This window comes from Alteromonas sp. OM2203 (assembly GCF_048517045.1).
Classification (GTDB): Bacteria; Pseudomonadota; Gammaproteobacteria; order Enterobacterales; family Alteromonadaceae; genus Alteromonas; species Alteromonas gracilis.
The window spans coordinates 1,309,562-1,328,070 of record NZ_CP183209.1; the positions used below are offsets into that span (position 1 = coordinate 1,309,562).

Consider the following 18,509-nt stretch of genomic DNA (forward strand, 5'->3'; position numbering starts at 1 on the left):
TTAATACAAAAGTGATGACAATATTTAAGCGTACAACTGTACTCTCATTCAGCGAACAAGTGTAAGCTTAAATTTTTCTGCGTCAAGAGTAGAGGTGTAAAAATTTAGGGTAACGTCGTCGAAATGAGCTAATATTTTTGCGAAAAATGCAAAAGTGCTTTGTTAGAAATACGGGTTCTGACCTAGCTTATAGGTCCTATATTTACTGCTATCTGAACGTTTACAATGCAAAGAAGCTGAAAGGACCGATTTATGAAATTATTTCAAACCGTATCGCTGGCTGGAAAAACGCTTAAAAACCGTGTTGTTATGCCGCCAATGACTCGCTCTCGCTCAACCCAGCCTGGTGATGTGCCCAATGCCTTAATGGCAGTTTATTACGCTCAGCGGGCAAGCGCAGGGCTAATCGTAAGCGAGGGCACGCAAATTTCTGTGCTCGGTAAGGGGTATGCGTGGACGCCGGGCATTTATACCCAGGCGCAAATCGAAGGCTGGAAATTGGTGACAGATAAAGTGCATGCAGCGGGTGGAGTGATGTTTGCGCAGCTTTGGCACGTGGGGAGAGTATCTCATCCTTCCAATACGGAGGGGCAGCAGCCGATTAGCGCATCGGCAATTCAAGCACAAGGAGTAAAGGTGTTCGTTGATGAAGACGGCAACCCGGGCTTTGTCGAGTCGGTAATGCCACGTGAAATGAGTATTAAAGATATAGACGCGGTGGTGGAAGAGTATCGCGTCGCGGCTCGAAATGCTTTGGAAGCAGGATTTGATGGTATCGAATTGCATTCGGCTAATGGTTATTTGCTTAACCAATTTATTGATTCTCAGAGTAATGCAAGAACAGATGAATACGGCGGGACTTTACAAAACCGTATTCGATTCTTAAAAGAAGTGGTGCGGGCCGTGTGTGAGGAAATTGGCGCTGATAAAGTAGGTGTACGTTTAGCGCCACTAACAACATTAAACGGGACAGTCGACGATAATCCTGAAGAGACCTATCTTGCCATTGCTTCCATGCTTAATAGTTTCAAGATTGGCTATATGCACATTGCAGAGGCCGACTGGGACGATGCACCGCAAATGCCAATATCTTTCAAGCAGTCTATTCGCGGAGCATTCAACGGTATACTGATTTATGCAGGAAAGTACGACAAAGCGCGTGCCGAAAGCGCGCTGTCAGAAGGATGGGCAGATATGATTGGTTTTGGTCGTCCTTTTGTCGCTAATCCAGATCTACCGCATCGGTTAGCTAACGATTTGCCACTAAATGAGCATAAACCTGATACTTTATTTGGTGGTGATGAAAGAGGTTATACGGATTATTCGTTTGCCAAATAGACCTTCAATCGGCAGACGTTTAAAGAGTACATAGAACAAAAAGGGGCGCCGCCCCTTTTTGTGTGATTGTTGTTTTTGAAGATGCTTGCAGCTAAATACAGAAATTTTATACGTATCTGAGCTTGCTTAAAAATTACGGTTTCGATATAGCCAAGCAGCTATTCCGCTCCCCGCTATCAGCATCGAAGCTATTACCCACAATTTTGAAATTGGCGTTCCATTCGGGCATTGCAGTGCCATGGTCGCGCCAGCTAAATTCTGGCAGTCGAACAGTTGGCCTAATGCCAATACCAAAAGCCCAAGCAGCACGCCGATAACAGCATATGAAAAATTATTTAGCGACATACCTTTCCTATTGCGTTTCCATTTGTCGAGTATCACGATTCCAAGGCCGCAATGCACAGTTGTAATAAGTGATTGCATTAAACCGGTGCAGTAGTCACAGGGTTTGTAAAGCATATAGCGCTTTATAACTTTTATCTTATGGGTATTGGCGGTAAAACCAATACTGGCTGCAAGCCGTTAAACGGTAAAATTGTTCATTTTATCTTTAGTGCTCAAAAAGTGTTCGCATAACCAGGTAAAATCAGCGTCGCAATATTTACGCCAACCCCTATCAAAATTCCTCTAAATTCGGTACTATCCGCGGTCTTAAATTTTTAACGAAATAAGCGGACTATGTTTGAAATAAACCCCGTTACTAATGCGATAAAAGATATCCGCGAGCGCACCGAAGCGCTTAGGGGGTATCTTTGACTTTGATGCAAAGTCAGAGCGTTTAGAAGAAGTTAGCCGAGAGTTAGAAAGCCCTGACGTTTGGAACGAGCCAGACAGAGCACAGGCGCTTGGCAAAGAAAAAGTGGCCCTAGAGCAAATCGTAGAAACGATCCACAAGCTCGACCAGGGAACTGAAGACGTTGAAGGTCTTGTCGAATTGGCCGTTGAAGCCGAAGATGAAGATACCTTTATTGAGGCACAAACTGAGCTTGAAGGCTTAATTGAGCAGCTAGAAGTGCTTGAGTTTCGCCGCATGTTCTCCGGTCCTAACGATGAAAACGATTGCTATATTGATATTCAGTCGGGCTCTGGTGGTACAGAAGCACAAGATTGGGCCAATATGTTGCTGCGCATGTATTTGCGTTGGGGTGAAGCCCACGGTTTTAAAACTGAACTGATTGAAGTATCAGACGGTGATGTAGCCGGGATTAAAAGCGCAACTTTGCGTATTCAGGGCGAATATGCGTTTGGGTGGCTACGTACGGAAACAGGTGTTCACCGCTTGGTACGTAAATCACCGTTTGACTCGGGCAACCGCCGTCATACGTCGTTTTCATCAGCGTTTGTATATCCAGAAATTGATGATGACATCGATATTGAAATTAACCCGTCTGATTTACGTATAGACACTTATCGCGCATCGGGCGCGGGTGGCCAGCACGTTAACAGAACGGACTCTGCGGTACGTATTACTCACGAGCCGACGGGCATTGTGGTGCAGTGTCAGAACGACCGCTCGCAGCACAAAAACAAAGATCAGGCGATGAAGCAGTTAAAAGCCAAACTTTATGAGTTTGAACTGCAAAAACAAAACGCCGAAAAACAAGCGATGGAAGATAGCAAGTCTGATATCGGCTGGGGAAGTCAAATACGCTCTTATGTATTAGACGACTCTCGCATTAAAGATTTGCGCACTGGCGTGGAAACACGCAACACTCAAGCCGTGCTAGATGGCGACTTGGACAAATTTATTGAAGCCAGCCTGAAATCTGGGCTGTAAACCGAACAACGAAGTGAAAGGTTATGACTGACCAACAAACAGACGATAACAAATTGATTGCAGAGCGCCGTGCAAAGCTAAGCGCTATTCGCGAGCAGTGCCGTGCAAACGGTTTCCCAAACAGCTTCCGTCGCGAAAACTATGCGGATGAGCTTCAAGCTAAGTTCGGTGAATTCGACAAAGAAACGTTGCAAGAACAGGGTAACAAAGTAAGCATCGCTGGCCGTATTATGGCTAAGCGTGGTCCTTTCATGCTGCTTCAAGATATGACTGGTCGCATTCAGGCATACGCGGATAAAGACACGCAAAAAGCCCTCAAAGCAAAATATGGTGCACTAGATATTGGTGACATTATTGGCGTGGCGGGTGACCTACATAAGTCAGGTAAAGGCGATCTTTACGTGAACATGGAGCAATACGAGTTGCTCACCAAAGCACTTCGTCCATTGCCAGAAAAATTCCACGGTCTGAGCGATCAGGAAACGAAATATCGCCAGCGCTACGTTGACTTGATCACAAGCGAACAAACCCGCAAAACCTTCATGATCCGTAGCAAGATCGTAAACGGTATTCGTAATTATCTTACCGAGCGTGACTACCTTGAAGTAGAAACGCCAATGCTACAGGTTATTCCTGGTGGCGCGACCGCGAAGCCGTTTGTGACTCACCACAATGCGCTAGACATCGATATGTACCTGCGTATTGCACCAGAGCTTTACCTTAAGCGCCTAGTGGTTGGTGGTTTTGAGCGCGTGTTCGAAATTAACCGTAACTTCCGTAATGAAGGCTTATCAACCCGTCACAACCCAGAGTTTACTATGCTTGAGTTCTACCAAGCGTATGCAGACTACAACGACCTGATGAACCTTACAGAGGATATGCTGCGCACGTTAGCAGAAGATATTCTAGGTACAAGCATCATCAAGAACACAACCAAAGATGCCGATGGTAATGTGACGTCAGAAGTTGAATACGACTTTGGTAAGCCGTTTGATCGCTTAAGCATGGGTGAAGCTATTCTTAAGTACTGGCCAGAAGCTAACGAGGAAGCTATCCGCGATCCAGAGGCGAACCTTGACGCGCTTAAAGCGATGGCAAAACAGCTCCACATTAAAGAGCCTGAAGTTGACGGTATTTGGGGTGCGGGTAAGTACCTTTGCGAAATCTTCGAAGCAACCGCGGAAGAGAAGCTTATCCAACCTACGTTTATTACAGAATATCCGTGGGAAGTATCGCCGCTTGCGCGCCGTAACGACAACAACCCATTCATTACCGACCGCTTCGAGTTTTTTGTAGGTGGACGTGAGTTAGCGAATGGCTTTAGCGAGCTTAACGACCCGGAAGATCAGGCGGAACGTTTTGCGAAGCAGGTTGAAGAGAAAGACGCTGGTGACGATGAAGCCATGCACTTTGACGACGATTACATTCGCGCGCTTGAATATGGTTTGCCGCCAACGGCGGGTGAAGGTATCGGGATTGACCGTCTAGCTATGCTATTTACTGATAGCTCAACAATTAAAGATGTTATCTTGTTCCCACACATGAAGCCTCAGGCGCCAAAAGACGCGCAAGAAGCGGGTGAACAAGAATAATCTTAATCCTTAAATATCGTGATTTAGGTGCTCGGCGCTGTTAAAGCTTCAGCGCCTTAACACGCTCTACTAAAAGGGTATTCTCGGGAACGGGAATACCCTTTTTTGTTGCCATATCTACAATGTAACCGTTGATGGCGTCTATTTCTGTTTGTCTACCGTGAGCAACATCCTGATGCATACTTGAGTAGTTTTCTCCGGTTGCCTTGGCTACAGACAGCACATTTTCAAGAACTACTTGGGCGTCAAACTCTAGCCCGTAAGCATTCGCCACTTGGGTAAACTCATCACAGATTGCGTTGCGGCTTTGTTCAAATTGAGCATCAGCAATGTACTTATTTTGAATATTGTGAAGCGCCGTTAATGGGTTAATTACTGCATTAACCGACAGCTTCGTCCACAGCGCTTTTAAGATATTACCTTGGTATTGCACAGGAGGGAGTGCGTCATGTAACGCGGCAATCGCGTTGGCAAGCTGGGGCTTCTTTTGTGAAAGTGCTGACAGCGTGCCAGGTGGTGGACTGTCACATGAAGGCGCGTAAATTTGGGGCGCGCCAATTTGGGTTGCGCCAACGCCAGTATACTTAACATGAAAATCGCCGCTCGACGCGCTTACTTTTAACGCGCCATGACTGGTTGTGGCAAGCAGCAGCGGATAGTCACAGCCTAACAGCTCTGTTGCGGCCTCAAGCCCGCCCATACCGTTGTGAAGCAGTACTACTGTAGGTTGTTGTGTGAGATAGGGAAGCCACTGCAATAAGGCTGCTTTAAGTTGATACACTTTTAGGGGGAGTATCAGCACATCGGTTTCTGCCAGCGTGACAGGTTCAAACTTGGCAGGCTTGAGCATGGTGGTTTGACCATCTTGCCATTGTGCCCATGACGGCATGCTTTTTCTATTTCTGGGGTAGCAGTCATACGGCACGCCGTTTTTCTGGGCGCTCGCAGCAATTAGGCTTCCTATGGCACCGCCGCCAACTATATGTAGTTTACCCATTAGCATCTATTAAACATTCAAAGTAGCTTCTATTTTATTATGACTATTGGCACCTATTAAGCATGTAGCGCATTTTTCCTAGCGCACCGGCATAAAGCGTGCGGGCAGAGAAGGCCATGGATAAGTTTCTGGTGCATTAAGCCCGTTGTACCAAGTCTGCACATCGGCTTCGTTGATTGCTTCACCTGTATCGAAAGGTGCAGTAACTGCTAATTCACCAGAAGACAAAGGAAGGTGCAAATGCCATGCATGAAGATACAGCCTGTCTGATGCCTCACCCCCATATAGTGTATCACCGAGAATTGGCGCGCCGATACTTTTGAGCGCCACGCGAATTTGATGGGTTTTCCCCGAGTGAGGTTTAACGATAAAACCGCGAGTTCCGGGCTTTGCCGCGTTACTGAAAAACTGGGTGATGGCGGGGTTTTCCTGAGTCTTTAGAAGGATACGTTGCCCACCTCGACGATTTTTCATATCGCCGATTATCATACCTTGTTTCTTTTTAGGTTTTTGAGCGCTCAAGGCTAGATAGTATTTATTTACACGTCTAGATGAGAAGAGCGCGCCGATTTCGGCGGCTGTTTGGCTGTTTTTGGCAAGGCATAAACAGCCTGATGTACCAGTATCTAAGCGGTGGCACAGATGCAATTCTGTTAGTGTAAGCTGTTTTTTAAGAAGCGAGACTAATCCATCTGTTCTTGAATCTGTCTGTGCAGTTGAACTCAGGTTTTCACAGGGTGTTATCGTTTCATTACCTTCTTTAATTACGCCATTTTCATCAACAGCATCGTGCATGGCAATGCCTACAGGCTTGTTAACAATGAGGACGTTATCGTCCTCAAAAATAATTGGAATAGCTTGCACTAGCTATTTTCTAACTCAGAAATGGCCTCTTCGTAATCAAGCTCGTCAACCGCATCAACGATAGCTGCACGCTTTTCTTGAGGCAAAGCAATGGCATCAAGCCAATAATCTAGTTTGTCTTGTGCTATGAACTCACTGGCTTTTAGCGCAGCCAGTAATTGCTTTCTGGCTTGCTCAGCTGCGGCTCCAGTCGCTTGGGTTGACGACGGTGCTTCTGTTTCGGGCTCCTGAATTAGTGCATCTACCGCAGCGATCGTTTCATTGAGCAGACCTAAAAATACGGGATATTCATCAGCTACGCGATTTTCATTTCTAAAAGCGCTTTCTACTGGCTTGCTAGCATTATGTAGAGCAAACAGCCCCAGATTACCTGTTACGCCTTTTAGGGTATGAACAAGAGAGTAGGCTTCGTTAAAGTCGCCTTTGGCAATATGGGCTTGCAAACTGGCATCAAGAGTACGGTATTCATCGGTGAATTTGCCTAGTAAAGTAAACAAAAGTTTTTTGTTCCCGCTCAACTGAGACATTCCGAAATCAATATCGAGTACTGTTGTTGACTGATCCATGCGCTTATCCTTATTTAGCCACTTGTTTTTTGTATCAAATGGAGATCATTGATTATTTCATACATCACGTCTGCCGATTACATTGGCCAAAACGTAGTATATGAAGACTTCATCGCGTCAGTGTATTTCAGAAATACATAAATTAATACAATCATAACAAAGTCCAAACAGGTAAAGCGCTAAAAAGTCTGGTAATCTTCGGAAATTCGCTATTGCAAAATACGGCTCACGTTATCAGTGCCTTCTCAATTTAATTTTGTAGTGAAAAAGCGTTGTTATTTTAAAAGGAATCATCATGTCAGGAAAACTGACCCTACGTACTTTAAGTCTCACAATAGGTGTAATGTTTGTTGCGGCATGTCAGCACGTGTCAATAGAACAATCTAAGAACGAAGCGACGTCTCAAGAACTTGCAACAACCGCCGTATCCATACCCTATGAAAAGTATAAGCTAGAGAACGGCCTTACCGTTATTCTTCATGAAGACCACTCAGACCCGCTGGTCCATGTAGATGTTACTTATCATGTAGGTTCTGCGAGGGAAGATATAGGGAAATCTGGCTTTGCACACTTCTTCGAACATATGATGTTTCAAGGCTCTAAGCACGTTGCTGATGAGCAGCATTTTAAAGTTATTACCGAGTCTGGCGGTAATCTGAACGGCACCACAAATACCGACCGCACTAACTATTTTGAAACTGTACCGGCTAATCAGTTAGAAAAGGTGTTATGGCTAGAATCAGATCGTATGGGCTACCTGCTAGAAGCCGTAGATCAAACCAAGTTTGAAAACCAAAGAGAGACCGTTAAGAACGAACGGGCACAGCGAGTAGATAACCAACCTTATGGGCTGCGTTTTGAACTCAATGGCGAGGCACTATACCCAGAAGGCCACCCTTACTCCTGGATGACCATTGGTTATGTTGAAGACTTAGACCGAGTTAATGTTAATGATTTAAAAGCGTTTTTTAAACGCTGGTACGGTCCTAACAATGCCGTTCTCACCATTGGTGGTGATATCGACGTTGCCAAAACCAAAGCGTGGGTTAATAAGTATTTCGGTGAAATTCCAGCGGGTCCTAAGGTAGAAGAACCTAAGCCTCAGCCCGCGATGCTTAAAGAAACGCGCTATATTACTTTAGAAGATAAAGTGCATCTTCCGCTTCTGCAAATTACTTATCCCACCGTATATGGTCGCCATGAAGATGAAGCGCCGCTTGATGTGCTCGCTGATATTTTGGGCGGGGGAAAAACATCATTGTTCTACAAAAATTTAGTGAAAGAAGGCATTGCAGTACAAGCAGTGGTATCTCATCCTTGCCGTGAACTTGCCTGTGAATTCCAACTTTTAGCGCTAGCAAATCCTGCAAAAATCACTTCTTTGTTAACGCTACAGAATGTGCTGAATGAAACTCTCAAAGAGTTTGAGCAGCGTGGTGTAACGTCAGACGATTTAGCCCGCACAAAAGGGCAAATAGAGGCTCGCACCGTGTTTGGTTTGCAAAGCGTTTCCGGCAAAGTCTCTGCGCTTGCTGCGAATGAAACTTTCTATCAAACGCCAGACCTGATTGCTGAAGACATTGAGCGCTACAATGCAGTGACAGCTGAAGACGTAATGCGCGTTTATAAAAAGTATATTAAAGACGCAAATAGCGTTGTATTGAGCGTCGTGCCAAAGGGACAGGTCTCGCTTGCTGCGGCTGAACAAAATTTTGAGCGCCCTATAAGAAACATAGACGTTGAAACTGTGAAGGTCACTGATGAAGAAGTGTTCAGTAGCGCACCATCTAGTTTTGATAGAAGTGTTATGCCTGTAGCTGGTGAAGCGCCAGTCGTTGATGTGCCTGACTACTGGGAGGCTGAACTTGCTAACGGAATTGAAGTACTCGGTGTAACCAGCACAGAAACGCCTACGGTAACGCTAACTATAGGTATGGACGGTGGCATGTTGCTAGACCCAGAGGGTAAAGCGGGTACAGCTTACCTAACGGCACTGCTCATGAACGAGACAACAAAAAACTACAGTAACGAAGAACTGGCCAGTGAACTTGCTAAATTAGGCAGTGCTATACGTTTTAGTACCGCAGGAAGGTACTCGCAAATTTATGTATCTACACTCACTAAGCATCTAGATGAAACGCTGACACTGTTAAAAGAAAAGCTGTTCAACCCAGCGTTCAGCGAAGAAGACTTCGCGCGTATGAAAGAGCGGGTGATACAAGGACTGCAGCAACAAGCGCAAACCCCTTCTAGCCTAGCGCGACGAGCAAGAGATCTTATCTTGTTTGGCGATGAAAATCGCGTGAGTTTGCCGGATGAAGGCACACTGGAAACCGTTCAAAACATTACGCTTAATGATGTTAAAAGTTTTTACGCTAACTACTATTCACCCGATAAGGCGAGTATTGTTGCCGTTGGCAACCTGTCTAAACAATCCATGGTCAACACGCTCGATTTTATTGGGCAGTGGCAAGGTAAAACTTATGAGTTTGCTGATTACAGTGAATTTCCAAAGTATGATGAAAATCAAATTTTCCTGATAGATAGTCCTGAAGCCGTACAGTCAGTGGTTTATATTGTCGATAGAAGCTTACCTTTTGACGCAACAGGCGATCACTTCAAATCTCGGCTTATGAACTTCCCATTAGGCGGCGCTTTTAATAGTCGCATTAATTTAAATCTGCGAGAAGATAAAGGTTTTACTTACGGTGCTAATAGCGGTTTTGTCGGTGGTAAAACACTCGGGTGGTTCGAAGTGAGTACAGATCTTACAGCGGTCAACACCGGTGAGGGTATCACAGAAATCTTGAAAGAGATCAATCGCTACCGCACCGAGGGCGTAACAGAAGAAGAAATCGCGTTCATGCGTAATGCATTTACGTTAAGTGATGCACTTGAGTTTGAAACACCAACCAGTAAAGCGCGTTTCTTAAGACAGTTATTAAGCTATGGTCTAGAAAAAGGTTATCGAGAAGAGCAGCTAGACATAATTAACCACATAGACAAGAAAACGATAGATGCGTTGGCAAAGCAATATTTGAATCTAGACAAGATGCAAATTATTGTAGTGGGCGACAAAGCAAAAATTTTACCCCAGTTAAACGCGCTATCGATGCCGATTATCGAGTTGTCAGTAGAGAGTAACACCCGAGAAACGTTAAACTGATAGATTAATTTTTATTGAATTTATACTATTGTCCCCCATAACTGGGGGCAATATTGACATAACGGACCACCATTTTGACTGTAGACTTATCCCGTTTTGAAGCGCGCATAGCTGCGCTAAAGTCACCCGAATTTCTCGCCGCGCTTAAAGATATTAAGCGCGGAGTTGAGCGCGAAGCCCTGCGTATCAATCCAAATGGTACGCTGGCACAAACTCCTCATCCAAAACCATTAGGTTCGGCGCTTACCCATGATTCAATAACCACTGATTTTTCTGAATCTCTGCTTGAATTTATTACGCCACCAGAGAGCAGCGCTGCTAAAACAATTTCTCAGTTAAAAGATATCCATAAGTTTGTTATTAACAATATTGGTGACGAGCAAATTTGGCCGCTAAGTATGCCTTGCTTCATTCAAGATGAAGCCGAGATTCCTATTGCTTATTTTGGTGAGTCGAACGTTGGTAAAATGAAACGTGTTTATCGTATTGGCCTTAAAAACCGCTACGGAAGCATGATGCAAGCCATAGCTGGCGTTCACTTTAACTTTTCATTGCCAGACAGTTTTTGGAAGCTGTGGGCAGAGCTCAATGGTAACGCGTATTCACAAGATCAAATTTCTTCGGATTACTTTGGTTTAATTCGCAATTACCGCCGTCTATGTTGGCTAATTCCCTATTTATATGGAGCGTCCCCTGCGCTGTGTGGCTCATTCTTGAAAGGAAAGCAACATGCACTTCCGTTTAGGAAAGTTGGTAAGGGTACTGTATATATGCCTTATGCAACCTGTTTGCGGATGAGCGATTTAGGGTATACAAGCGCAGAGCAGTCTTCACTTAAGATTTGCTACAATCAGCTAGATAATTACGTCAAGCTACTACGTGATGCTATGAACACTCCGTCTTCTCGGTTCAGCCAGTTTGCTGCAGGAGAAGAAGGGAATTATCAGCAATTAAGTCGCAACATTATTCAAATAGAAAATGAGTTGTACTCGCCGATACGTCCTAAGCAGCCAACCCAGTCTATGGAGAAACCCACAGACGCACTAGTGCGCCGCGGTATAAGCTATATTGAAGTTCGTGCCTTGGATGTAAATCCATTTTCAGCAATAGGTATCTCACAGACTCAGTTTGATTTCTTAGATGTGTTTTTAGTGTCGTGCTTGCTCATGCCAAGCCCAGAACTAGACGAAACACAGCTTAAAGAAGCGAAAGAAAACATGAACAAGGTCGTACTTGAAGGACGTAGCCCGGAGCTGCTGCTTCAAAACGGCGGTGAAGACATTTCTCTTCCCAACTGGTGTACTTCATTATTCAGTTCATTTGAGCAAGCCGCGGAACTTCTCGACTTAGCTAACGATACATCTCGTTATTCGCAAGCGGTTAAAACTGAATTTGAGAAAGTGCAGAACCCAGAGTTAACACCGTCTGGAAAATTACTTTCCACTTTGATAGAGAGCGACAAAGATAATGGCGTGCTAGGCTTAGAGTTAGCCCAGGCCTATCAAGCTGAGATGAAGTCTTTCGAGTATACCGATACAGATGCTGCAGGGTTTGCTGCGCAAGCGGAGACGTCGTTTGCAGCGCAGAAAGAAATAGAAGCTGCTGACACTAAAGACTTCGATACTTTTATTCGTGACTATTTCGCTGAGCCTCCAGCAAAAAAAAATGCCTGACATAAGTCAGGCATCGAAGGGTTCCAGGGAAACACACATTTTACTAGAACATTAATTAAGACAAGCTATGAACCAAAAGTTCAAAAAATTGGTTGTTTTTTTATCAACACTCATCGTTCTTTTTCCTCTGCTTATCGCTGGATGTGCAACTACGCCTCCTAAAGACATCAGCAATTTGTGCGAAATATTCTATGAAAAAGACGATTGGTATGATGCAGCTGCCGATGCAAGAGATAAATGGGGCGTGCCTATTCATGTACCCATGGCCATGATGTATCAGGAAAGTTCCTTTCGCCATGATGCGCTTCCTCCTCGTGATTATGTGTTCTTCGGGCTTATTCCGTGGGGACGGGTGAGTTCAGCTTATGGGTATTCACAAGCGAAAACGCCTACGTGGTCTGACTACATGAGGGAAACCAATAACAGTGGTGCAGATCGTGATGATTTCGAAGACGCTATCGACTTCATGGGCTGGTTTATTTACAAGTCGCAAAAAGTGAACGGCATTTCTAAATGGGACGCTTACGCCCAATACTTAAATTATCACGAGGGCTGGGGCGGATATAAGCGCAGAAGCTATGACCGAAAACCATGGCTTAAAAAAGTCGCGTCAAAAGTTAAAGCACGTTCATTACGCTATGCTACTCAACTTAAAACCTGCGAGGAAGACTTGCAGAAAGGTTGGTTTATGAAGCTGTTTAGTTAAAACATAAACTACAAAATCAAAACGCGGCATTTAGTCGCGTTTTTTTGTGCTTTGAAATACTTTTCAAAAAGGTAAGAGAACAAGTTTGATTAGAAAAAAAATGAGGGATAGACGGGCGTCTATCCCTCAGCGACGCTAAGCCAAGACCGTTTTTTTAACTCACGTCGAACAGGCATCTACAAGATATTGTAAATGAGAATGATTTTCAATACATTTTTTTACGAAAAGGCCATATTCAATGTCAAAGTATTAAGCAAAAAATTATCTGTGTCTTATACTTTTCGAGTGGAGGAAAGTATGGACAGAGAAAAATTTAAGGCGCATGGAGAAGTTCGCGCGCAGTTTCTAGAGGCCAAGGGCATATTATTTATTGACCTTGTAGGCCCGTTCAACCTTGAATTTATGCAAAAATATGAGGGGGTAGTAGGGCTCGAAAGAAAGAAAATTGACCAACCGTGTTGGGGGAGTCTGGTAAACGTACATGGTTTAGCGTTGGCCCCGATGGAAGCGACAATTTCAGGTCAAGCCATTGTGGCGAAGGCAACCTCCACCGGATTAATTGCTACCGCGATTGTGTTACACGAATCTGAAGGGAAGGCGCTACAGAAAATATTTTGGTCGAGAGTTTATGCGTCTTCTCAGCTTCCTTACAAATATTTCGACGCTACTGAAGAAGCGGAAGCATGGCTCAGCGATAAGTTATTTATATCTACGCAGGCCTGCAAAATAGACCAACGCGCCCGCGTTAAAGAGTAATGACTTTACATAAGTTATTTCTGGGTTTAATAAAGCCATAAAGTATTGATCTTAGTTAAGGCGGTTGCCTTAACTATTCTACAGGCTTAACAGGAGGTAGCCATGGTAGGAAGTCAGCACCAATATCGTTTTTTCAATGTGAATAACGTGCTTTTTGATATACCAAGCAATGTTTATGATGATAGAGCGGTTGATGGATGGTTTAAAAATATATCGCGAGCGGGACAAAAGCTCGATGAATGGGTCATTTTTTCTATTCCTGATAAAAGTTTAACTATTACCCATACGGCGGCGTCTCAACTTTGTTCCAGGCTTCCCTTTCTTCGAACTTATGGATGTCGTGGTTTTCTTTTACTTGCCAATCATGTCAACGCGAAAATTTTTCAACATAGCCTGCGAGCAGTTCCTCCCAACTTTGAAATCCAAGTTAGCGAGTCGATGGAGAAACTCTGCCGAAATGCAGAAGCACTGCTTGGTAGAGAGGGAGATCTGAATTTATTCAATCGTTACAAGTAAGCATTTAATCACGCTCATTATGACAAGGCTTTAAATACTTTGAATGGGAAATAGAGACCTAGTATCGATAGCATTTTGACTCAGATCAACAAATTATCGCGCCGTTGAAGTGCTGGAAATAGGGTTTGATCTAGATCACATTATTTAGACCGCGCCTCTTCTATTATTAACGTAGTTGAAGAGGAGACAAATTATGTTGTGGACGATGATGAAAGATCCTGTGGTATGGGGCTCACTATTAGGTATAGGTATTATTGTAGCGATGATGATGTATTACACCTATCTCTTTATGCACAATAGCGCTGATGAGAATAAATAAGCGTTAGCGCTTGTTGTTCTGAAGCGGGATATCGACCAGCACTAAAAGCGCTGCTTGCCCGCCATATTCTAGCGGAGCTTGATGAAAAGCGCGCACGTGCGGATGCTGAACAAGGTAATGAGGCAGGGCGGCTTTCAGTACGCCCTGACCAAAGCCGTGCATTACGCAAACACAGTCTATTAGCTCTTTTCTTGCCGTATGAATAAGCGCGGCTAGTTCCATTTTTGCCATTTCACGGGTAAGGCCGTGTAAATCCAACGTCATTTCTGGCGAGTAATCTCCGCGACGCAGCTGTTTTAAAATATGTGTAGATTCGCCCTCTTGGCAAAAACGCATAGGACCTTCTTGAGGCAGCGCCGCTTGGTACATATCGGAAAAGTCGAAACTCGCCGCTAATTGCTTACTGTGCTTTAAATGCTTACCTTTTATTTGCTGAGACTTTTTAAACAACTCAACTTGCTTATTGGGCTCAATTTTATCTTGTGATAAAGGCGTTACACCCTTCATAGCATCGGTAAATGAGAAGGTTTCTTCCTCCGCATTTATATCGCTAGCTTTTCTATGCCTCGCCTGATTAGTTTGGCGTTTAGGTTCAGAAAGCTGCTTCTTCAATGCTTTAAGTTCTTTTTTAAAGGTTTTCATCAGCAATAGGTTTGGTCAATAAACTCGAGTTAAACAATACAAAACGCCTAAATTATAACGAATAGAAAGATTCGGGACGTAGTTAATTATGTGAATCGGTATGAAGTTTGGGTATGATACCAGCTTTGAAATTTTTGATGTACCCAAACGCCATGACCGATAAGTTCTACCTTGAAGAAGCCATTGAAGATCTGCATACCTTGTTAGATATGACACGGTGGGCAACCAGCCGTTTTAATGATGCAGCCTTGTACTTTGGCCATGGTACTGACAACGCGTGGGACGAAGCTACTAACCTTGTAATGCAGGCACTGCATTTACCTCATCCGATTTTAGAGCAGGCGGGTGAGAATGTTTTAAATTCCCGTTTGACGAAAAGCGAGCGCGAGAAAATTGCAGAGCTTGTTTTAAAGCGTGTACAAACGCGCATGCCATTGCCATATATTACTAATGAAGCTTGGTTCTGCGGTATGCCATTCTACGTAGACGAGCGAGTGCTTATTCCTCGTTCGCCGTTCGCTGAACTTATCCAAAATGAGTTTGCCCCGTTTGTGGAGAACGCGCCTACTAGTATTCTTGACATGTGCACAGGTGGAGCATGTATTGCTATCGCGCTTGCTCACGCGTATCCAGAAGCGCAGGTGGATGCGGTAGATATCAGCACAGATGCGTTGGAAGTGGCCGATATCAATATTCAGGAGCATGGTCTTAGCCACCGTGTTTATCCCATTCAGTCTGATTTGTTTTCAAGTTTAGAAGGGCAGAAGTACGACCTTATCGTATCGAACCCGCCTTATGTTGATGCAGAAGACATGGCTGACCTGCCAGAAGAGTATCACCACGAGCCTGAACTGGCCCTTGCCGCCGGTGAAGATGGCCTAGAACTTGTTGATATCATGCTCAAAGAAGCACCAACATACCTCAATGATGGCGGCTGGATATTTGTTGAAGTTGGGAACAGCGAAGTGCACATGAGCGAACGTTTCCCGGGTTTGGAAGTCATTTGGCTAGAGTTTGAAAATGGCGGTTCAGGTATTTTCGCGGTACGCAAAGACACATTAGTACAGTATTTTAGTAGTAAGGATTAATAGTTAATTATGTCAGGTAACAGCTTCGGAAAACTTTTCACTGTAACCACGTTTGGTGAAAGCCACGGCATTGCGATAGGCGGTGTAGTAGACGGTTGCCCTCCAGGACTTGAGATTACAGAAGAAGACCTTCAAGTTGATTTGGATAGACGTAAGCCGGGTACTTCACGTTACACCACGGCGCGAAGAGAAGATGACGAAGTACAAATTCTATCTGGCGTATTTGAAGGTAAAACTACAGGTACAAGCATTGGCTTATTGATTAAAAACAAAGATCAGCGAAGCCAAGACTACGGTAATATCAAAGATCGTTTTCGTCCTGGGCATGCCGACTATACCTACGATCAAAAATACGGTAGCCGAGATTATCGCGGGGGCGGTCGTTCGTCAGCCCGCGAAACAGCGATTCGCGTAGCCGCTGGCGGTATTGCTAAGAAATATTTAAAAGAAGTGCACGGTATAGAGGTGTTGGGCTATTTGTCTCAGCTTGGCCCTGTCACCGTTGATAAGGTTGACCACAGCGTAACCAACACCAACCCGTTTTTCTGCCCAGATGAATCTAAGCTTGAAGCACTTGATGAATACATGCGCGACCTTAAAAAATCTGGTGACAGCATTGGTGCTAAAGTGTCAGTGGTAGCGAAAAACGTACCCGTCGGCCTAGGCGAGCCTGTATTTGACAGGCTAGACGCTGAAATTGCCCACGCCATGATGGGCATTAACGCGGTAAAAGGCGTGGAAATTGGTGACGGCTTTGATGTCATAAACCAGAAAGGTAGTGAGCACCGCGATACGCTTACCCCTGAAGGCTTTACGTCTAATCACGCAGGTGGCGTACTAGGCGGCATCTCTACTGGCCAGGATATTGAAGTGCATATGGCACTTAAGCCGACCTCGAGCATTTCTGTTCCGGGCAAAACCATTAATAAAGACAATGAAGAAATTGATATTGTCACGAAAGGCCGTCACGACCCGTGCGTGGGCATTCGTGCAGTGCCAATTGCCGAAGCCATGCTGGCGATAGTATTGATGGATCATTTGCTGCGTCACCGTGCGCAAAATGCAGGCGTGCTTTCGACCACTAAGCCCATTGCTGGTCAGGCATAGCGTTTTTTTACTATCAACGCAGCAACCCTAATACCGCAACAATTACACGGATTAAAAACGCGCAGTATTAACCTTGTGTTGCGCTAATTATTTTCACCATTCGCCACTGCCAGTTTTGTGCTAGTGGCGTTTTTGCATATGGAGATGTGAATTGTCACACAATGGCCTAAAGAATACTGAAAGCGCTGGTGCAAACACCGTAAATAGCGCAGCAAGTAGCAAAACGGCACTCTTTATTCTTGCTATCACCTACTGGCTTTATTTCGGGCAGCTTGGTGTACTTGTACCCTATTTAGGAATCTTTCTTGATGGGCGGGGCTTTTCTTCGGCAGAGATTGGGGAGCTTTTTGCCGTCATCACCCTCGCGAGAATACTAGGGCCGGGACTGTGGGCGGGCGTAGCAGATAAAACAGGTAATGCTATTGGTGTTATGCGCTTGGGCTGCTTCCTTACCGTATTGACGTTCAGTTCGGTGCTCTACTTCACCAGCTTCTGGGGACTTACCTTGGCCTTCGGTTTAATGATGATGTTTTGGACGGCAGTGCTGCCGCAACTTGAAGTTATCACTATGAACTCGGTGGCTAACACTAATACCACCTACGGGCAAATAAGGTTGTGGGGAAGCGTTGGTTTCATTTGCTTAACGGTAGGTGTTGGAAAGGCCCTGGATATTTTTTCTACCGACACGCCCGTACATGCGAGTATTTTTGTGCTGGCGCTTTTATTCATCAGTACTTTATTTATACGCGCACCGAAAGAGTCTGCGCCTGAGAGTTCTGCGGTGGGAAGTATTTGGAAATTCGCAAAGCAAAAACCTTTTGCGGTATTTATCTTTGCTTCTGCATGTTTGCAAATCAGTTTTGGAGCCTATTACGGTTTTTTTGCACTTTATATGCGCGACCTCGAATACAGCGGCCAGGAAACGGGGATCTTTATCGCGCTAGGTGTACTGGCTGAGGTAGGAGTATTTCTTATCGCCCGCCGGCTTATCAGTCAGTTTGGCGTATGGAACCTACTATTTGTGAGTATTGCGCTAACAGGGCTACGTTGGTACGTCATGGCGGCGTTTGCTGATTTCTTTATGGTTATCGTGCTGAGCCAACTTATTCATGCCCTAAGCTTTGGGTTAACCCATGCAGTATCGGTACACTTTATCCACCAGTTTTTACCTAAGGCGTATCACAGCCGGGGGCAAGCCGTTTATATCAGTGTAGCCTTTGGCCTTGGTGGCGCCTTTGGCAACTATATGGCAGGTCAGCAATGGCAGCAGGGAACGAATGCCTATGAGACGTTCGTCACTGCTGCGGTATTTGCTGCAATAGGCGCGCTGTCATTGTTAATTTGTTCACGAAAAGAGATGGAAAGTGCAAAGGCGGCTTAAAATCTTGTCTTGAGGGCTGAC

At 44.8% G+C, this 18,509-nt stretch carries 17 protein-coding genes; 12 read left to right on the top strand and 5 right to left on the bottom strand.

All coding sequences use genetic code 11. The features are described from left to right. Window positions 1-252: 252 nt before the first annotated feature. The gene (locus ACM0P2_RS05840; RefSeq protein ID WP_159118186.1) at window positions 253-1,338 is read left to right on the top strand and encodes an alkene reductase; all 1,086 of its coding nucleotides are present in this window, start codon (window positions 253-255) and stop codon (window positions 1,336-1,338) included. Between the two features lie 126 nt (window positions 1,339-1,464). Here ACM0P2_RS05840 and ACM0P2_RS05845 read toward each other — a convergent pair whose 3' ends face one another. Beyond that, window positions 1,465-1,683, bottom strand: coding sequence for a hypothetical protein (locus ACM0P2_RS05845; protein WP_105932038.1), 219 nt, complete (start codon window positions 1,681-1,683; stop codon window positions 1,465-1,467). 333 nt (window positions 1,684-2,016) lie between these two features. Between ACM0P2_RS05845 and prfB the strand changes: the two genes are divergently transcribed. Together prfB and lysS are read left to right on the top strand one after the other, a co-directional pair. After that, window positions 2,017-3,115 (top strand): peptide chain release factor 2 gene (gene prfB / locus ACM0P2_RS05850; protein WP_159118185.1). Its coding sequence is split into 2 segments (ribosomal slippage): window positions 2,017-2,091 and window positions 2,093-3,115, totalling 1,098 coding nucleotides; the frame shifts between segments, so codons are not numbered across the junction. Window positions 3,116-3,138: 23 nt separating this feature from the next. Next, on the top strand, window positions 3,139-4,707 hold the full coding sequence (lysS, locus tag ACM0P2_RS05855) for a lysine--tRNA ligase (protein WP_105931805.1): 1,569 nt from the start codon (window positions 3,139-3,141) through the stop codon (window positions 4,705-4,707). Window positions 4,708-4,747: 40 nt separating this feature from the next. On the opposite strand, the gene ACM0P2_RS05860 is transcribed toward lysS, so the two are convergent. The 3 genes from ACM0P2_RS05860 to ACM0P2_RS05870 form a co-directional block, all read right to left on the bottom strand. After that, the gene (locus tag ACM0P2_RS05860) at window positions 4,748-5,704 is read right to left on the bottom strand and encodes a ketopantoate reductase family protein (protein ID WP_419227420.1); all 957 of its coding nucleotides are present in this window, start codon (window positions 5,702-5,704) and stop codon (window positions 4,748-4,750) included. 78 nt (window positions 5,705-5,782) lie between these two features. After that, complete coding sequence (locus tag ACM0P2_RS05865) at window positions 5,783-6,568, bottom strand: pseudouridine synthase (protein WP_159118182.1); 786 nt, start codon at window positions 6,566-6,568, stop codon at window positions 5,783-5,785. Further along, window positions 6,568-7,134, bottom strand: coding sequence for an Hpt domain-containing protein (locus tag ACM0P2_RS05870; protein ID WP_159118181.1), 567 nt, complete (start codon window positions 7,132-7,134; stop codon window positions 6,568-6,570). The genes ACM0P2_RS05865 and ACM0P2_RS05870 overlap by 1 nt, the downstream gene beginning before the upstream one ends. A gap of 295 nt (window positions 7,135-7,429) precedes the next feature. Between ACM0P2_RS05870 and ACM0P2_RS05875 the strand changes: the two genes are divergently transcribed. The 6 genes from ACM0P2_RS05875 (at window position 7,430) to ACM0P2_RS05900 (ending at window position 14,270) form a co-directional block, all read left to right on the top strand. Next, window positions 7,430-10,300, top strand: a complete 2,871-nt coding sequence (locus tag ACM0P2_RS05875) for a M16 family metallopeptidase (protein ID WP_159118180.1) — start codon at window positions 7,430-7,432, stop codon at window positions 10,298-10,300. A 74-nt stretch (window positions 10,301-10,374) separates the two neighbouring features. Continuing rightward, a complete protein-coding gene (gshA, locus tag ACM0P2_RS05880) occupies window positions 10,375-11,973 on the top strand; it encodes a glutamate--cysteine ligase (protein WP_159118179.1) in 1,599 nt (532 codons plus the stop codon). A 67-nt stretch (window positions 11,974-12,040) separates the two neighbouring features. Beyond that, the gene (locus tag ACM0P2_RS05885) at window positions 12,041-12,679 is read left to right on the top strand and encodes a hypothetical protein (protein ID WP_159118178.1); all 639 of its coding nucleotides are present in this window, start codon (window positions 12,041-12,043) and stop codon (window positions 12,677-12,679) included. A 297-nt stretch (window positions 12,680-12,976) separates the two neighbouring features. Beyond that, window positions 12,977-13,435, top strand: coding sequence for a hypothetical protein (locus ACM0P2_RS05890; protein ID WP_159118177.1), 459 nt, complete (start codon window positions 12,977-12,979; stop codon window positions 13,433-13,435). Window positions 13,436-13,537: 102 nt separating this feature from the next. Next, on the top strand, window positions 13,538-13,951 hold the full coding sequence (locus ACM0P2_RS05895; RefSeq protein ID WP_159118176.1) for a hypothetical protein: 414 nt from the start codon (window positions 13,538-13,540) through the stop codon (window positions 13,949-13,951). A 193-nt stretch (window positions 13,952-14,144) separates the two neighbouring features. Next, window positions 14,145-14,270, top strand: a complete 126-nt coding sequence (locus ACM0P2_RS05900) for a hypothetical protein (protein WP_268891112.1) — start codon at window positions 14,145-14,147, stop codon at window positions 14,268-14,270. A gap of 3 nt (window positions 14,271-14,273) precedes the next feature. Here the strand turns inward: ACM0P2_RS05900 and smrB are convergent, their stop codons facing one another. Further along, complete coding sequence (gene smrB, locus ACM0P2_RS05905; protein ID WP_159118175.1) at window positions 14,274-14,912, bottom strand: endonuclease SmrB; 639 nt, start codon at window positions 14,910-14,912, stop codon at window positions 14,274-14,276. A gap of 152 nt (window positions 14,913-15,064) precedes the next feature. On the opposite strand from smrB, the gene prmB reads away from it, so the two are divergent. The 3 genes from prmB (at window position 15,065) to ACM0P2_RS05920 (ending at window position 18,488) form a co-directional block, all read left to right on the top strand. Next, the gene (gene prmB / locus ACM0P2_RS05910; RefSeq protein WP_159118201.1) at window positions 15,065-16,000 is read left to right on the top strand and encodes a 50S ribosomal protein L3 N(5)-glutamine methyltransferase; all 936 of its coding nucleotides are present in this window, start codon (window positions 15,065-15,067) and stop codon (window positions 15,998-16,000) included. Window positions 16,001-16,009: 9 nt separating this feature from the next. Beyond that, window positions 16,010-17,107 (top strand): chorismate synthase, encoded by a 1,098-nt coding sequence (aroC, locus tag ACM0P2_RS05915; protein ID WP_105931815.1) that lies wholly within the window; start codon window positions 16,010-16,012, stop codon window positions 17,105-17,107. Window positions 17,108-17,258: 151 nt separating this feature from the next. Continuing rightward, window positions 17,259-18,488 (top strand): MFS transporter, encoded by a 1,230-nt coding sequence (locus ACM0P2_RS05920; RefSeq protein WP_159118174.1) that lies wholly within the window; start codon window positions 17,259-17,261, stop codon window positions 18,486-18,488. The last annotated feature ends 21 nt before the right edge of the window (window positions 18,489-18,509 follow it).

Bases quoted from the DNA above. Each gene is read 5' to 3' on its own strand.
- ACM0P2_RS05840 (WP_159118186.1), top strand. From the start codon at position 253: ATGAAATTATTTCAAACCGTATCGCTGGCTGGAAAAACGCTTAAAAAC.
- ACM0P2_RS05845 (WP_105932038.1), bottom strand. From the start codon at position 1,683: ATGTCGCTAAATAATTTTTCATATGCTGTTATCGGCGTGCTGCTTGGG.
- lysS (WP_105931805.1), top strand. From the start codon at position 3,139: ATGACTGACCAACAAACAGACGATAACAAATTGATTGCAGAGCGCCGT.
- ACM0P2_RS05860 (WP_419227420.1), bottom strand. From the start codon at position 5,704: ATGGGTAAACTACATATAGTTGGCGGCGGTGCCATAGGAAGCCTAATT.
- ACM0P2_RS05870 (WP_159118181.1), bottom strand. From the start codon at position 7,134: ATGGATCAGTCAACAACAGTACTCGATATTGATTTCGGAATGTCTCAG.
- ACM0P2_RS05875 (WP_159118180.1), top strand. From the start codon at position 7,430: ATGTCAGGAAAACTGACCCTACGTACTTTAAGTCTCACAATAGGTGTA.
- ACM0P2_RS05885 (WP_159118178.1), top strand. From the start codon at position 12,041: ATGAACCAAAAGTTCAAAAAATTGGTTGTTTTTTTATCAACACTCATC.
- ACM0P2_RS05890 (WP_159118177.1), top strand. From the start codon at position 12,977: ATGGACAGAGAAAAATTTAAGGCGCATGGAGAAGTTCGCGCGCAGTTT.
- ACM0P2_RS05895 (WP_159118176.1), top strand. From the start codon at position 13,538: ATGGTAGGAAGTCAGCACCAATATCGTTTTTTCAATGTGAATAACGTG.
- ACM0P2_RS05900 (WP_268891112.1), top strand. From the start codon at position 14,145: ATGTTGTGGACGATGATGAAAGATCCTGTGGTATGGGGCTCACTATTA.
- smrB (WP_159118175.1), bottom strand. From the start codon at position 14,912: ATGAAAACCTTTAAAAAAGAACTTAAAGCATTGAAGAAGCAGCTTTCT.
- prmB (WP_159118201.1), top strand. From the start codon at position 15,065: ATGACCGATAAGTTCTACCTTGAAGAAGCCATTGAAGATCTGCATACC.
- aroC (WP_105931815.1), top strand. From the start codon at position 16,010: ATGTCAGGTAACAGCTTCGGAAAACTTTTCACTGTAACCACGTTTGGT.